The organism is Chromobacterium indicum (assembly GCF_039708975.1).
Lineage (GTDB): Bacteria > Pseudomonadota > Gammaproteobacteria > Burkholderiales > Chromobacteriaceae > Chromobacterium > Chromobacterium piscinae.
Window position 1 is genome coordinate 1 of sequence record NZ_JAYFSJ010000027.1, and the last position, 15,734, is coordinate 15,734.

The 15,734-nt window shown below is 60.2% G+C and carries 13 protein-coding genes and 2 tRNA genes; all 15 read right to left on the minus strand.

Going from position 1 to position 15,734, the window contains the following annotated elements; all coding sequences use genetic code 11:
• Nucleotides 1-230 (minus strand): GTP-binding protein (locus VA599_RS23750; RefSeq protein WP_346790962.1); only part of this gene is annotated, 230 nt, incomplete at its 3' end.
• A gap of 72 nt (nt 231-302) precedes the next feature.
• Nucleotides 303-2,402, minus strand: coding sequence for an elongation factor G (gene fusA / locus VA599_RS23755; protein WP_346790963.1), 2,100 nt, complete (start codon nt 2,400-2,402; stop codon nt 303-305).
• A gap of 28 nt (nt 2,403-2,430) precedes the next feature.
• Nucleotides 2,431-2,901, minus strand: coding sequence for a 30S ribosomal protein S7 (gene rpsG, locus VA599_RS23760; protein WP_021479140.1), 471 nt, complete (start codon nt 2,899-2,901; stop codon nt 2,431-2,433).
• 111 nt (nt 2,902-3,012) lie between these two features.
• The gene (gene rpsL / locus VA599_RS23765) at nt 3,013-3,384 is read right to left on the minus strand and encodes a 30S ribosomal protein S12 (RefSeq protein WP_011137738.1); all 372 of its coding nucleotides are present in this window, start codon (nt 3,382-3,384) and stop codon (nt 3,013-3,015) included.
• Nucleotides 3,385-3,548: 164 nt separating this feature from the next.
• On the minus strand, nt 3,549-7,739 hold the full coding sequence (gene rpoC, locus VA599_RS23770) for a DNA-directed RNA polymerase subunit beta' (RefSeq protein WP_046158920.1): 4,191 nt from the start codon (nt 7,737-7,739) through the stop codon (nt 3,549-3,551).
• A 57-nt stretch (nt 7,740-7,796) separates the two neighbouring features.
• Entirely contained in the window at nt 7,797-11,969 is a 4,173-nt protein-coding gene (gene rpoB / locus VA599_RS23775; RefSeq protein ID WP_046158921.1) for a DNA-directed RNA polymerase subunit beta, read from the minus strand.
• A 154-nt stretch (nt 11,970-12,123) separates the two neighbouring features.
• The gene (gene rplL, locus VA599_RS23780; protein ID WP_021479137.1) at nt 12,124-12,495 is read right to left on the minus strand and encodes a 50S ribosomal protein L7/L12; all 372 of its coding nucleotides are present in this window, start codon (nt 12,493-12,495) and stop codon (nt 12,124-12,126) included.
• A 36-nt stretch (nt 12,496-12,531) separates the two neighbouring features.
• On the minus strand, nt 12,532-13,029 hold the full coding sequence (gene rplJ, locus VA599_RS23785) for a 50S ribosomal protein L10 (protein ID WP_021479136.1): 498 nt from the start codon (nt 13,027-13,029) through the stop codon (nt 12,532-12,534).
• A gap of 86 nt (nt 13,030-13,115) precedes the next feature.
• Nucleotides 13,116-13,190: transfer RNA gene (locus VA599_RS23790), tRNA-Thr, on the minus strand.
• Between the two features lie 179 nt (nt 13,191-13,369).
• The gene (gene rplA / locus VA599_RS23795; protein WP_021479135.1) at nt 13,370-14,065 is read right to left on the minus strand and encodes a 50S ribosomal protein L1; all 696 of its coding nucleotides are present in this window, start codon (nt 14,063-14,065) and stop codon (nt 13,370-13,372) included.
• Entirely contained in the window at nt 14,066-14,497 is a 432-nt protein-coding gene (gene rplK / locus VA599_RS23800) for a 50S ribosomal protein L11 (protein WP_104946068.1), read from the minus strand.
• Nucleotides 14,498-14,597: 100 nt separating this feature from the next.
• On the minus strand, nt 14,598-15,131 hold the full coding sequence (gene nusG / locus VA599_RS23805) for a transcription termination/antitermination protein NusG (protein WP_021479133.1): 534 nt from the start codon (nt 15,129-15,131) through the stop codon (nt 14,598-14,600).
• Nucleotides 15,131-15,487, minus strand: a complete 357-nt coding sequence (gene secE, locus VA599_RS23810) for a preprotein translocase subunit SecE (RefSeq protein ID WP_021479132.1) — start codon at nt 15,485-15,487, stop codon at nt 15,131-15,133. Before secE ends, nusG begins: the two co-directional genes overlap by 1 nt.
• Nucleotides 15,488-15,552: 65 nt before the next feature.
• Nucleotides 15,553-15,628: transfer RNA gene (locus VA599_RS23815), tRNA-Trp, on the minus strand.
• 7 nt (nt 15,629-15,635) lie between these two features.
• Nucleotides 15,636-15,734: EF-Tu C-terminal domain-related protein (locus VA599_RS23820; protein WP_488153981.1), on the minus strand; the 99-nt coding region annotated here is incomplete at its 5' end.

Sequence of the window (15,734 nt, forward strand, 5' to 3'; positions counted from 1 at the left end):
TAGTGGCGGGCTTCGGTTTCGTATTCAACGTGCGCGGTATTGATGGTGATACCACGAGCCTTCTCTTCCGGCGCGCTGTCGATCTGGGAGTAGTCCTTGGCTTCGCCACCGAACTTCTTGGACAGAATGGTGGTGATAGCGGCGGTCAGGGTGGTCTTACCGTGGTCCACGTGACCGATGGTGCCTACGTTTACGTGCGGTTTGGTCCGCTCAAACTTTTCTTTTGCCATTTTGCAAAAATCCTTAATTAAAGAACATTAGATCGGGACTGGCCGGGTCGGCCCGGCCAGCCTCAGCGCGCATTACTTCCTGGCGGCCATTACGGCTTCAGCGACGTGCTTCGGAGCCTCGGAGTAGTGCTTGAACTCCATCGAGTAGGTCGCACGACCCTGGGTTGCCGAACGCAGATCGGTGGAGTAGCCGAACATCTCGGCCAGCGGTACTTCAGCCTTGATGATCTTGCCGCCCAAACCGTCGTCGTCCATGCCCTGAACCATGCCGCGGCGGCGGTTCAAGTCACCCATGACGTCGCCCATGTACTCTTCCGGAGTCTCCACTTCCACGGCCATCATCGGCTCGAGAATGCACGGACCAGCGCGGCGCATGGCTTCCTTGAATGCCATGGAGCCAGCCAGTTCGAACGCGATCTGCGAGGAGTCGACGTCGTGGTAGGAACCGAAGGTCAGACGCACAGTGACGTCAACCACCGGGAAGCCGGCGAGAATACCGCTGGACAGGGTGTTTTGAATACCCTTGTCCACGGACGGAATGAATTCACGCGGAATCACGCCACCCTTGATCTCGTCGACGAACTTGTAGCCATTGCCCTCGCCGGACGGCTCCAGGGTGATGACTGCATGGCCGTACTGACCCTTACCGCCGGACTGCTTGACGTGCTTGCCGTCAACGTCGGTAACCGTCTTGGTGATGGTTTCACGGTAGGCCACTTGCGGCGCGCCGACGTTGGCTTCAACGCCGAATTCGCGCTTCATGCGGTCAACCAGAATTTCCAGGTGCAATTCGCCCATGCCGGAAATGATGGTCTGGCCGGATTCTTCGTCGGTACGCACGCGGAACGACGGGTCTTCCTTCGCCAGGCGGTTCAGGGCCACGCCCATCTTCTCCTGGTCGGCCTTGGTCTTCGGCTCAACGGCGACGTGAATCACCGGCTCCGGGAACTCCATGCGTTCCAGAATCAGCGGAGCATCGATGGCGCACAAGGTTTCACCAGTGGTGACTTCCTTCAGGCCGATGGCAGCGGCGATGTCGCCAGCGTGCACTTCTTCGATCTCTTTACGGTCGTTGGCGTGCATCTGCACGATACGGCCGATACGCTCTTTCTTGCCTTTGACCGAGTTCAGCACGGTGTCGCCGGACTTCACCACGCCGGAGTAGACGCGGAAGAAGGTCAGCTGGCCCACGTACGGGTCGTTCATCAGCTTGAACGCCAGCGCGGAGAACGATGCGTTGTCGGAAGCTTCGCGAGTGGTCGGCGTGCCGTCTTCGTTCTCGCCCGGAACCGGGGGAACGTCGAGCGGGCTCGGCAGCAGTTCGATCACGGCGTCCAGCATGCGCTGAACACCCTTGTTCTTGAACGCGGAGCCGCACAGCATCGGCTGGATTTCGCACTTCAGGGTACGCTCGCGCAGACCGGCGATGATTTCTTCCTCGGTCAGCGTTTCGCCGCCCAAGTACTTGTCCATCATCTCGTCGCTGACTTCGGCGGCGGCTTCAACCATCTTCTCGCGCCACTCTTCGGCAACGGAAACCAGGTCGGCCGGGATATCGCCGTATTCGAACTTCATGCCCTGAGACGCTTCATCCCAGATGATGGCCTTCATCTTCAGCAGATCGACCACGCCGGTGAAGTTGTCTTCAGCGCCGATCGGCACCACGATGGGCACCGGGTTGCCGCGCAGACGGGTTTTCACCTGCTCGACCGCGCGGAAGAAGTTGGCGCCTTGACGGTCCATCTTGTTCACGAACGCGATGCGCGGAACCTTGTACTTGTTGGCCTGACGCCATACGGTTTCCGACTGGGGCTGAACACCGCCCACAGCGCAGTAAACCATCACGGCGCCGTCCAGAACGCGCATGGAACGCTCTACCTCAATGGTAAAGTCCACGTGCCCCGGGGTGTCGATGATATTGAAATGGTGGGCCGGGTACTGCAGGGCCATACCTTTCCAATAGGTGGTGGTAGCAGCGGAAGTGATGGTGATGCCACGTTCCTGCTCTTGCTCCATCCAGTCCATGGTGGCCGCGCCATCATGCACTTCACCGATCTTGTGGTTCACACCGGTGTAAAACAGAATACGCTCGGTAGTAGTAGTCTTACCGGCGTCAATGTGAGCGGAGATACCGATATTACGGTAGCGCTCGAGGGGGGTTTTCCGTGCCACGATCTACACCTTGATTAAGTGGGTGAGCTTAGAAGCGGAAGTGCGAGAAGGCCTTGTTGGCTTCTGCCATGCGATGCACTTCGTCACGCTTCTTCATTGCGCCGCCACGGCCTTCGGCCGCATCGAGCAATTCACCAGCCAGGCGCAGGTCCATGGACTTTTCGCCGCGCTTGCGCGCAGCGTCACGCAGCCAACGCATGGCCAGAGCCATACGACGGGACGGACGTACTTCAACAGGAACTTGATAGTTGGCACCACCGACGCGGCGGCTCTTCACTTCCACCACCGGCTTGGCGTTGGACAGTGCGGCATTGAACACTTCGAGAGCGTTCTTGCCGGATTTCTTTTCGATCTGTTCCAGAGCACCGTAGATGATGCGTTCAGCAACAGACTTCTTGCCATCGATCATGACAACGTTCATGAACTTGGACAGGTCCTGGGAACCGAATTTCGGATCCGGCAGAATTTCACGCTTGGGGACTTCTCTGCGACGTGGCATGTTACTTCCTTAAATATTCAGTTGAGCTCTATTCGCTCATGACTACCCAGCGGAGCAGTCACTTACTAGACGATCCTGAGGATTGATCAGGCCGCCTTCAAAACATCCCGATTACTTGGGACGCTTGGCGCCGTATTTGGAGCGAGCTTGCTTACGGTCTTTAACGCCGGCGGTATCCAGGGAACCGCGCACGGTGTGGTAACGCACACCCGGCAAGTCTTTCACACGACCGCCGCGAATCAGCACAACCGAGTGTTCCTGCAGGTTGTGGCCTTCACCGCCGATGTACGAAATGACTTCGAAACCGTTGGTCAGACGAACCTTGCACACTTTACGCAGAGCCGAGTTCGGCTTCTTCGGAGTGGTGGTGTAAACACGGGTGCACACGCCACGCTTCTGCGGGCAGGCTTCCAGCGCAGGCACCTTGCTCTTCGCCGTGATGGCGACGCGGCCCTTGCGAACGAGTTGGTTAATGGTTGGCATTACTATCAGTTCCTAGTTGATTCTTCCTGAAGACAACACGCCTCCAGAAAGGACGGAGGATTATATTTTAGTCAACGGCCCAGCGTCAAATAAAAAACGCCGCCCCGCCAACGTTAACCGTTGATGGAGCAGCGTTTTTTCAACACATGGCCGTCAGGCCAGTGTTAGTCGCCGCTTTCCAGCGCAGCCGGAGCCGAGTCGAACAACATCGAGTCGGCCGCGTCCAGGCCCAGGTTCTGGCGGCGGCGGGTGCGATGGTAAGCGAGACCGGTGCCGGCCGGAATCAGACGGCCGACGATCACGTTTTCCTTCAGACCGCGCAGATCGTCGCGCTTGCCCATGATGGCCGCTTCGGTCAGCACGCGCGTGGTTTCCTGGAAGGAAGCCGCGGAGATGAACGAGTCGGTCGACAGCGAGGCCTTGGTGATGCCCAGCAGCACGTTTTCGTACTGCGCCGGCTCCTTGTTCTCGGCCATCATCTTGTCGTTCATTTCCAGCACGTCGGCGCGCTCCACCTGCTCGCCCTGGATGAACTCGGTGTCGCCGCTGTCGGAGATCACGACGCGACGCAGCATCTGGCGAATGATCACCTCGATGTGCTTGTCGTTGATCTTCACGCCCTGCAGACGATACACCTCCTGCACTTCCTGGACGATGTAGCGGGCCAGCGCCTCGATGCCCTGCAGACGCAGAATATCGTGCGGGTCGACCGGACCATCGACGATGGATTCGCCGCGGTTCACCACCTGACCGTCGTGGACCAGCACGTGCTTGTCCTTCGGAATCAGGTTTTCGTAACCGCTGCCTTCCAGGTCGGTGATGATCAGACGCTGCTTGCCCTTGGTGTCCTTACCGAACGAAACGGTACCGGTCACCTCGGCCAGCATGCCGGCATCCTTCGGCGAACGGGCTTCGAACAGCTCGGCCACGCGCGGCAGACCACCGGTAATATCGCGGGTCTTCGACGATTCCTGCGGGATGCGGGCCAGCACTTCGCCCTTGCCCACGTCCTGGCCGTCGCGCACCGTGATGATGGCACCCACCTGGAAGGTGATCGACACCGACGCGTCGGAACCGGCCAGCTTCACTTCGTTGCCGTTGTCGTCGAGCAGCTTCACCAACGGACGCAGCATCTTCGACTGCGAACCGGCGCGGCGTTTCGGATCGATGACCACCAGCGTCGACAGGCCGGTCACTTCGTCGGTCTGCTTGGCTACGGTGTTGCCCTCTTCCACGTTCTCGAACTTCACGCGGCCAGCGTACTCGGTGATGATCGGACGGGTGTGCGGATCCCAAGTGGCCAGCACGGCGCCAGCCTTGATCACCAGACCGTCGGTCACCATCAGGGTCGCGCCGTACGGCACCTTGTGGCGTTCGCGCTCGCGGCCCATGTCGTCGTGGATCACCACTTCGCCGGAGCGGGTGATGACGATCAGCTCGCCCTTGGTATTGGCCACGTAGCGCATCTGGCTGGAGAAGCGCACGGTACCGTTGGACTTGCCTTCCACCTGGCTGGCGGCCGCGTTTCGCGACGCCGCGCCACCGATGTGGAAGGTACGCATGGTCAGCTGGGTGCCCGGTTCGCCGATCGACTGAGCGGCGATCACGCCCACGGCTTCGCCGGCGTTGACGCGCTTGCCGCGCGCCAGGTCGCGGCCATAGCACTTCGCGCACAGGCCGTAGCGCGTGTCGCAAGTGATCGCGGTGCGAACCTTGACTTCGTCGATGCCGAGGCTGTCGACCAGGTCCACCATCTGCTCGTCCATCAGCGTGCCGGCTTCGATCACGGTCTCGCCGGAGGACGGATCCACCACGTCGACCGCGGTCACGCGGCCAAGGATGCGGTCGCGCAGCGCTTCGATCACGTCGCCGCCCTGCAGCACGGCCTTCATGGTGAAGCCGTTGCTGGTGCCGCAATCGTCCTCGATCACCACCAGATCCTGGGTCACGTCGACCAGACGACGGGTCAGGTAACCGGAGTTCGCGGTCTTCAACGCCGTATCCGCCAGACCCTTACGGGCGCCGTGAGTCGAGATGAAGTACTGGAGTACGGTCAGGCCTTCGCGGAAGTTGGCGGTAATCGGCGTCTCGATAATCGAGCCGTCCGGCTTCGCCATCAGACCCCGCATGCCGGCCAGCTGCTTGATCTGGGCTGCGGAACCCCGCGCGCCCGAGTCGGCCATCATGTAAATGGAGTTGAAGGACTCCTGATCCACTTCCTTGCCTTCGCGGTCCAGCACCTTCTGCTTGGACAGCTCGTCCATCATCGCCTTGGCGATCTTGTCGCCGGTGCGGCCCCAGATGTCCACTACCTTGTTGTAGCGTTCGCCCTGAGTCACCAGACCTTGGCGGTACTGCTCCTCGATCTCCTTGACTTCCTTGTTGGCCTCGCCCAGCAGGTCAACTTTCTTGGCCGGGATCTGCATGTCGTCCACGCAGATGGAGATGCCGCCGCGGGTGGAGTAGGCGAAACCGGTGTACATCAGCTGGTCGGCGAAGATCACCGTGTCGCGGATGCCGCAACGACGGAACGAAACGTTGATCAGTTTCGAGATTTCTTTCTTCTTCAGCGCCTTGTTGATGTGCTCGAACGGCAGGCCCTTCGGCAGGATGTCAGACAGGATCGCGCGGCCGACAGTGGTGTCGTAACGCTTGATCACCGGCTGGAACTCGCCCTGCTCGTCCTTTTCCCATTCCTTCAGGCGGACGGTGATGCGGGTGGCCAGTTCGACCTGACGGGTTTCGTAGGCGCGATGCACTTCCTTGGTGTCGGCGAACACCATGCCTTCGCCCTTGCCGTTCACCTTGTCGCGGGTCATGTAGTACAGACCCAGCACGATATCCTGCGACGGCACGATGATCGGCTCGCCGTTGGCCGGGGACAGCACGTTGTTGGTGGCCAGCATCAGGGTGCGGGCTTCCATTTGCGCTTCCAGCGACAGCGGAACGTGGACGGCCATCTGGTCACCGTCGAAGTCGGCGTTGAACGCCGCGCAGACCAGCGGGTGCAGCTGGATCGCCTTGCCTTCGATCAGCACCGGCTCGAACGCCTGGATGCCCAGACGGTGCAGCGTCGGCGCGCGGTTCAGCAGAACCGGATGCTCGCGGATCACTTCTTCCAGGATGTCCCAGACTTCCGGCACTTCCTGCTCGACCAGTTTCTTGGCCGCCTTGATGGTGGACGCCAGGCCCATCACTTCCAGCTTGTGGAAGATGAACGGCTTGAACAGTTCCAGCGCCATCTTCTTCGGCAGGCCGCACTGGTGCAGACGCAGGGTCGGGCCCACGGTGATCACGGAACGGCCGGAGTAGTCGACGCGCTTACCCAGCAAGTTCTGACGGAAACGACCGCCCTTGCCCTTGATCATGTCGGCCAGCGACTTCAGCGGGCGCTTGTTGGCGCCGGTCATCGCCTTGCCGCGACGGCCGTTGTCCAGCAGCGAGTCAACCGACTCCTGCAGCATGCGCTTCTCGTTGCGCACGATGATGTCCGGCGCGCGCAGTTCCAGCAGGCGCTTCAGACGGTTGTTACGGTTGATGACGCGGCGGTACAGGTCGTTCAGGTCGGAGGTCGCGAAGCGGCCGCCATCCAGCGGCACCAGCGGACGCAGTTCCGGCGGCAGCACCGGCAGCACTTCCAGGATCATCCATTCCGGCTTCATGCCGGAACGCTGGAACGCCTCCAGCACCTTCAGGCGCTTGGCGATCTTCTTGATCTTGGTGTCGGAGTTGGTGGTTTCCAGCTCGCGGCGCAGGCCTTCGATTTCGCTGTCCAGGTCCAGCTTCTTCAGCAGTTCCTTGACGGCTTCGGCGCCCATCATGGCGACGAACTCTTCGCCGTACTGGTCTTCCTTGTCCAGGAAGTCCTCTTCGGTCAGCAGCTGGCGGTACTGCATCGGGGTCATGCCCGGATCGGTCACCACGAACGCTTCGAAGTACAGCACGCGCTCGATGTCGCGCAGCGTCATGTCCAGCACCATGCCCAGACGCGACGGCAGCGACTTCAGGAACCAGATGTGCGCGGTCGGGCTGGCCAGTTCGATGTGGCCCATGCGCTCGCGGCGCACCTTGGACAGCGTCACTTCGACGCCGCACTTCTCGCAGATCACGCCGCGATGCTTCAGGCGCTTGTACTTGCCGCACAAGCACTCGTAATCCTTCACCGGTCCGAAAATGCGGGCGCAGAACAGGCCATCGCGCTCCGGCTTGAAGGTGCGGTAGTTGATCGTTTCCGGCTTCTTGACTTCGCCATAAGACCAGGAACGGATCTTGTCAGGCGAGGCGATGCCGATCTTGATCGCATCAAACTCTTCTTCTTGCGTAACTTGCTTAAAGAGATCGAGCAAAGCTTTCATTGCGTCTCCAGTTCAGGGGACAGGCGCGGCGGCTTTCCGCCGCGCCCTATTACCCAATCAAAAACGTTCCAGGTCCATGTCGAGGCCCAGCGAGCGGATTTCCTTCACCAATACATTGAAGGATTCCGGCATGCCGGCGTCGATCTTGTGCTCGCCCTTGACGATGTTCTCGTAGACCTTGGTACGGCCGGTCACATCGTCAGACTTCACGGTCAGCATTTCCTGCAGCGTGTAGGCGGCGCCGTAAGCTTCCAGCGCCCAAACCTCCATCTCACCGAAACGCTGGCCGCCGAACTGGGCCTTGCCGCCCAGCGGCTGCTGGGTCACCAGCGAGTACGGGCCGGTGGAACGGGCGTGCATCTTGTCGTCGACCAGGTGATGCAGCTTCAGATAGTGCATCACGCCCACGGTGACCTTGCGGTCGAAGGCTTCGCCGGAGCGGCCGTCGAACAGGGTCATCTGGGTCTTGGACTCGTTGAAGCCCATCTGCTCGGTCAGCGCGTCGCCGTTCGGGTAGGCCAGATCCAGCATGTGCTTGATCTCGGCTTCCTTGGCGCCGTCGAACACCGGCGTGGCGAAGGTCATGCCCTTGCTCAGGTTCTGCGCCAGCTGCAACACCTCGGCGTCGGACAGCGCGGCGATTTCCTCCGGCTTGCCGGTTTCGTTATAGATGCGCTCCAGGTAAGCACGGATCTCGGCGGCGGACTGCTCCTTGATCATGCGGTTGACGCGCTCGCCGATACCCTTGGCGGCCCAACCCAGATGCACTTCCAGAATCTGGCCGATGTTCATACGCGACGGTACGCCCAGCGGGTTCAGCACGATGTCGACCGGACGGCCATCGCCCATGTACGGCATGTCTTCCACCGGCAGGATGCGGGAGACCACACCCTTGTTGCCGTGGCGGCCGGCCATCTTGTCGCCCGCCTGCAGGCGGCGCTTGACGGCCAGGTAAACCTTGACCATCTTCTGCACGCCCGGCGGCAGCTCGTCGCCCTGGGTCAGCTTGCGCTTCTTGTCTTCGAACTTGAGGTCGAATTCTTCGCGCTTCTGCGCCAGGCTTTCCTTGATCAGTTCCAGCTGCTTGGCGATGTCTTCGTCAGCCATGCGGATGTCGAACCAGTCATGCTTGGTCGGCAGGCCGGTCAGGTATTCCTGATCGATCACGGTGCCCTTGGCCAGACGCTTCGGACCGCCGTTGGCGGCCTTGCCGACGATCAGGCGCTCGATACGGCTGAAGGCGTCGTTGTCGAAAATACGCAGCTGGTCGTTCAGGTCCAGGCGATAGCGCTTCAGCTCCACGTCGATGATGGACTGGGCGCGCTTGTCGCGCTCGATGCCTTCGCGCGTGAACACCTGCACGTCGATCACCGTGCCCACGGTGCCGGTCGGCACGCGCAGGGACGTATCCTTCACGTCCGAGGCCTTCTCGCCGAAGATCGCGCGCAGCAGCTTCTCTTCCGGCGTCAGCTGGGTTTCGCCCTTAGGCGTCACCTTGCCCACCAGCACGTCGCCGGCTTCGACTTCCGCGCCGATGTAGACGATGCCGGATTCATCCAGACGGCCGGCCATGCGCTCGGACAGGTTCGGGATGTCGCGGGTGATTTCTTCCGGTCCCAGCTTGGTGTCGCGGGCAACCACGGACAGCTCTTCGATGTGGATCGAGGTGTAGCGGTCTTCGGCGACCAGCTTCTCCGAGATCAGGATCGAGTCTTCGTAGTTGTAGCCGTTCCACGGCATGAACGCGATGGTCATGTTCTGACCCAGCGCCAGCTCGCCCAGGTCGGTGGAGGCGCCGTCGGCCACCACGTCGCCGCGCGCGATGTGGTCGCCCACTTTCACGATCGGACGCTGGTTGATGTTGGTGTTCTGGTTGGAACGGGTGAACTTGGTCAGGTTATAGATGTCCACGCCCACTTCGCCAGCGGTCGCTTCTTCATCGTTGACGCGGACCACCACGCGGCCGGCGTCGACATAGTCCACCACGCCGCCGCGACGGGCGACAACGGTGGTGCCGGAGTCGACTGCCACCGAGCGTTCGATGCCGGTGCCGACGAAGGCTTTTTCCGGACGCAGGCACGGTACGGCCTGGCGTTGCATGTTGGCGCCCATCAATGCGCGGTTGGCGTCATCGTGCTCCAGGAACGGAATCAGCGAAGCCGCCACGGACACCACCTGGCCGGTGGCCACGTCCATGTACTGCACGCGGTCCGGGGTCGCCAGAATGGTTTCGCCCTTCTCGCGGCAGGTCACCAGCTCGTCGATCAGCGTGCCGTCCTTGCTCAGCTCGGCGTTGGCCTGAGCGATCACGTAGCGGCCTTCCTCGATCGCGGACAGATAGTCGATCTCGTTGGTGACCTTGCTGTCCACCACCTTGCGATACGGCGTTTCCAGGAAGCCGAACTCGTTGGTGCGCGCGAACACGGACAGCGAGTTGATCAGGCCGATGTTCGGGCCTTCAGGCGTTTCGATCGGGCACACGCGGCCGTAGTGGGTCGGATGCACGTCGCGGACTTCGAAGCCTGCGCGCTCGCGGGTCAGACCGCCCGGGCCAAGAGCCGATACGCGGCGCTTGTGGGTGATTTCCGACAGCGGGTTGGTCTGGTCCATGAACTGGGACAGCTGCGAGGAACCGAAGAATTCCTTGATCGCGGCGGACACCGGCTTGGCGTTGATCAGGTCGTGCGGCATCAGGTTGTCGGACTCGGCCTGGTTCAGGCGTTCCTTGACCGCGCGCTCGACGCGCACCAGACCGGCGCGGAACTGGTTTTCGGCCAACTCGCCCACCGAACGCACGCGACGGTTGCCCAGGTGATCGATGTCGTCCACTTCGCCGCGGCCATTGCGCAGCTCGGTCAGGATGGCGATCACGGACACGATGTCTTCAGTGGACAGCGTGCCTTCCATCACGTCGCGGCGCGGCGCGAACTTGTCGCCGATCAGCGACTTGAACCACTCCGGGGTCTTGTCGTCGAACTTGTACTGATAAGTGCGGGAGCTGAACTTCATCCGGCCCACGCGCGACAGATCGTAGGTTTCTTCGCTGAAGAACAGGCGCTGGAACAGCGCTTCCACCGCGTCTTCGGTCGGCGGCTCGCCCGGGCGCATCATGCGGTAGATCGCCACGCGGGCTTGCAGCCGATCCTGGATGTCGTCGGTGCGCAGGGTCTGCGAGATGTAAGCGCCCTGATCCAGATCGTTGGTGAACAGCACGTCGACCTGGTTGATTTCCGCCAGCGCCAGCTTGGCCAGCACTTCCTCGGTCACTTCCTCGTTGGCGCGGGCGATCACTTCGCCGGTGTTCTGGTTGACGACGTTATGCGCCAGCATCTTGCCCAGCAGCGCGTCGGCCGGCACTTCGATGCGGTCCAGCTCGGCGGTCTGGATGTCGCGGATGTGCTTGGCGGTGATGCGCTTGTCCTTGGCGACGATCAGCTTGCCGTCGGCGGCCACGATGTCGAACTTGGCCACTTCGCCCTTCAGACGATCCGGAACCACGCGCATGAACACGCCGGACTTGGTCAGGTAGAAGGTGTCGAAGCTGTAGAACTCGGACAGGATTTCTTCGTTGCTGTAGCCCAGCGCCTTCAGCAGGATGGTCACCGGCATCTTGCGGCGACGGTCGATACGGAAGTACAGCAGGTCTTTCGGATCGAACTCGAAGTCCAGCCAGGAACCGCGGTAAGGAATCACGCGGGCCGAGAACAGCAGCTTGCCGGACGAGTGCGTCTTGCCGCGGTCGTGCTCGAAGAACACGCCCGGGGAACGGTGCAGCTGGGAAACGATGACGCGCTCGGTGCCGTTGATGATGAAGGAGCCGTTGCCGGTCATGAGCGGAATCTCGCCCATGTAGACTTCGTTCTCGCGCACTTCCTTCACCACCGGCTTGGAAGACTCTTTGTCGAAAATGGTCAGGCGAATGCGCGCGCGCAGCGGCGCCGCAAACGTGATGCCGCGCAGCTGACACTCCTGCACGTCGAACGGAGGCTCGCCCAAAATATAATGGGCAAAGTCGAGCTTAGCGTAGCCGTTGTGGCTGACGATCGGGAAGATCGACTTGAACGCAGCCTGAAGACCCACATCCTTGCGCTCATCCAGCGGCTTGCCCAGCTGGAGAAATTCGGTGTAGGAATCAATCTGGGTCGCCAACAGGAAGGGGACGTCGAGAACACTGGTACGTTTCGCAAAGCTCTTACGAATACGTTTCTTCTCAGTAAACGAATAACTCATAGAGTCTCCATCGAGGTGGGTGGCGCAAGAAACTAAAAGTCAGCAGCCACGCCTAGTATATTGCTGGCTTTTACCTTCTTCGTTTCCGCCAACTACAAGCGCAATAAGGCTGGCGGATTTCTCCGCCAGCCTCACCTTCTTTTTTCAAAGAAGATTATTTGATTTCAGCCTTGGCACCGGCTTCGGTCAGTTGCTTCAGGATGTCTTCGGCTTCAGCCTTGGACACGCCTTCCTTCACGTTCTTCGGAGCGCCGTCGACCATGTCTTTGGCTTCCTTCAGACCCAGACCGGTGATCGCGCGAACAACCTTGATCACGCCAACCTTGTTGTCGCCAGCGGCGGACAGAACAACGTCGAACTCGGTCTTTTCTTCAGCGGCAGCAGCGCCGGCGCCAGCCGGGCCAGCAACAGCTACAGCAGCGGCGGAAACGCCGAACTTCTCTTCGAACGCCTTAACCAGGTCGTTCAGTTCCATCACGGTCAGACCAGCAACGGCCTCGAGGATGTCTTCTTTGGTGATTGCCATGTGAAAATCTCCTGAATTCTATAAGAATCAAATAAGTTAAGCGGCTTCGGCTTGCTTCTTGTCGGACAGGGCAGCCAGCGCGCGGGCGAAGCCAGCGACCGGAGCCTGCATAACGTAGAGAAGCTTGGACAGCAGTTCTTCGCGGCTCGGGATGGACGCCAGCTCAGCAACCTGAGCAGCGGACAGTACCTTGCCTTCGTAGGAACCTGCCTTCACGACGATCTTGTCGTCAGCCTTGGCAAATTGATGCAGCACCTTGGCAGCAGCAACCGGGTCGGCGGAAATCGCGTACACCAACGGGCCGACCATCTGGTCAGCCAGTTCAGCGAACGGAGTGCCTTCCACGGCGCGACGAACCAGCGTGTTCTTCAGAACGCGCAGGTAAACGCCGCTCTCGCGCGCCTGAGCGCGGAGTTTGGTCATGCTGCTTACCTCGATGCCCCGATATTCAGCGATAACGAGGGTCTGAGCGCCTGCCAGTTCAGCAGAAACTGCTTGGACGACCGCCTTTTTATCTTCGATATTGAGACTCAAGGTCTACCTCCTAGACTGAAATGAAATGGAAAAATTTCCATCTCGCTTTGCAGCGGCGACCTGTATCAGGAGACATCAAAAAGAACTGGTGCTCATGGGCGGAATTGAACCGCCGACCTCTCCCTTACCAAGGGAGTGCTCTACCCCTGAGCTACATGAGCTTTGAACTTAAGAAGCCTGTTTCGGGTACACCATCTGCGTAGGATGCGGATTGCTGCGCCAGCCAATCTGCGATTAAGCCTTTCGGCACCTACGGTCTTTGACAATCTGGCAGGCGAGCCTGCCAGCCCAAAGCCTTAGACAAGGCGGCTTTCACCGCCCTATCATGCTCCGGCAACGCTTAGGCGTTGACGGTAGCGGTATCTACGCGAGCGCCGACACCCATGGTGCTGGATACGGCGATCTTTTTCAGATACACGCCCTTGGCAGCTGCCGGCTTGGCTTTCACCAGGGCATCAACCAGAGCGGAGAAGTTTTCACGCAGGGCTTCGGCTTCGAAGGAAGCGCGGCCGATGGTGGCGTGAATGATACCAGCCTTGTCGGTACGGTACTGAACCTGACCGGCCTTGGCGTTCTTCACAGCCTCGGCGACGTTCGGGGTAACAGTGCCAACCTTCGGGTTCGGCATCAGGCCACGCGGGCCCAGAATCTGGCCCAGCTGACCGACAACGCGCATCGCATCCGGGGAAGCGATCACAACGTCGAAGTTCAGGTTGCCGGCCTTGACTTGCTCGGCCAGGTCGTCGAAACCGACCACTTCAGCGCCGGCAGCCTTGGCGGCTTCGGCGTTGGCGCCTTGAGCAAATACGGCAACGCGTACGGACTTGCCGGTGCCGCGCGGCAGAACCACGGAACCACGAACCACTTGGTCGGACTTACGCGGATCCACGCCCAGGTTCACGGCGATGTCGATCGACTCGTCGAACTTGGCGGTGGCGGCGGTCTTGACCAGAGCGATGGCTTCGTCAACGGCGTACAGCTTGTTGCGGTCAACGGTAGCCTTCAGAGCTTGCAGGCGCTTGGAGATCTTAGCCATTTATACGCCCTCCACTTCCAGGCCCATCGAACGGGCGGAGCCGGCGATGATGCGAACAGCGGCGTCCAGATTAGCAGCGGTCAAATCCGCTTGCTTGGTCTTGGCGATTTCTTCCAGCTGAGCGCGGGTTACTTTACCAACCTTGTCCACGTGCGCCTTGGCGGAGCCGGACTTGATGCCAGCGGCCTTCTTCAGCAGGAAGGTTGCCGGCGGAGTCTTCATCGTGAAGGTGAAGGACTTGTCAGCGTAGGCGGTGATCACAACCGGAATCGGCATGCCGGGTTCCATGCCCTGGGTTTGAGCATTGAACGCCTTGCAGAATTCCATGATGTTCAGACCACGCTGACCCAGTGCCGGACCGATCGGAGGCGACGGGTTGGCTTTGCCAGCGGCGACTTGCAGCTTGATATAGCCGACAATTTTCTTTGCCACGATTAAAACTCCTAAAATGGGTATAGCGCGAACAGGCGTTCGCTTCCCGGACGAAAGCGCAGAATCTTACACGCTTTCCAAAAGTTTGCCAAGCGAAATCTTACAGCTTTTCGACCTGGCCGAATTCCAGCTCAACCGGCGTATCGCGACCGAAGATCTGAACCGACACGCGCAGCTTGTTGCGCTCGTAGTTCACTTCGTCGACGCTGCCGTTAAAGTCGTTGAACGGGCCATCGATGACGCGGACGCGCTCACCCACCTCGAACAACACCTTCGGCTTCGGCTTCTCCACGCCCTCTTGCATCTGCTGCATGATGGCCTCGACTTCCTTCTTGGAAATCGGAGCCGGGCGGTTGGCGGTGCCGCCGACGAAACCGGTCACCTTGGGCGTGCTTTTCACCAGGTGCCAGGTATCGTCAGTCATTTCCATTTCCACCAGCACGTAACCAGGGAAGAACTTGCGCTCAGTGATGGACTTGCGGCCGTTCTTGACGTCCACAACCTCTTCCACCGGCACCAGAATCTGACCAAATTGGTCTGCGATGTCGGAACGCTCGATACGTTCACGCAGCGCTTTTTGCACGCTCTTCTCAAAACCAGAGTAAGCGTGTACCACATACCAGCGCTTTGCCATTATCTACCTCGACCGAGAATCACATCGTAAAACAGCCAGGACAGGCTGGAATCCACCAGCCACATGAAGAGCGCCAGAACGGTGACGAATACGAACACCATCAGCGTCACCTGGGTCGCCTCCTTGCGCGTCGGCCAAACCACCTTGCGGGCCTCGACCATGGACTCGTTCGCGTACACGACCAAACCCTTGCCCGGAGCCGAAGTCCACACCACGCCAGCAGCCAGCAGGATGGAAGCCACGAAAGCCAGCGCGCGCAACAGGCCCTGACCATCCGGAATCAGATAGAAGCCGACGATGCCGGCGACCACCACAAGACCAGCCAGGAACAACTTGATCTTATCTTGCATTTCCATGTCGATTTTCTCTCGCACACATGCGACAAAAGACCAACCGGCGCAACGCGCCGGCTGGTCTTAATTGGCAGGCCAGGAGGGTCTCGAACCCCCAACCCTCGGTTTTGGAGACCGATACTCTACCAATTGAGCTACTGGCCTTTAAACCTTACTTGATGATCTTGGCAACCACGCCGGCGCCGACGGTACGGCCGCCTTCGCGGATAGCGAAGCGCAGACCTTCTTCCATCGCGATCGGAGCGATCAG

Coding starts and splice junctions, on each gene's coding strand:
- rpsG (WP_021479140.1), bottom strand. CDS start 2,901: ATGCCACGTCGCAGAGAAGTCCCCAAGCGTGAAATTCTGCCGGATCCG.
- rpsL (WP_011137738.1), bottom strand. CDS start 3,384: ATGCCAACCATTAACCAACTCGTTCGCAAGGGCCGCGTCGCCATCACG.
- rpoC (WP_046158920.1), bottom strand. CDS start 7,739: ATGAAAGCTTTGCTCGATCTCTTTAAGCAAGTTACGCAAGAAGAAGAG.
- rpoB (WP_046158921.1), bottom strand. CDS start 11,969: ATGAGTTATTCGTTTACTGAGAAGAAACGTATTCGTAAGAGCTTTGCG.
- rplL (WP_021479137.1), bottom strand. CDS start 12,495: ATGGCAATCACCAAAGAAGACATCCTCGAGGCCGTTGCTGGTCTGACC.
- rplA (WP_021479135.1), bottom strand. CDS start 14,065: ATGGCTAAGATCTCCAAGCGCCTGCAAGCTCTGAAGGCTACCGTTGAC.
- nusG (WP_021479133.1), bottom strand. CDS start 15,131: ATGGCAAAGCGCTGGTATGTGGTACACGCTTACTCTGGTTTTGAGAAG.
- secE (WP_021479132.1), bottom strand. CDS start 15,487: ATGGAAATGCAAGATAAGATCAAGTTGTTCCTGGCTGGTCTTGTGGTG.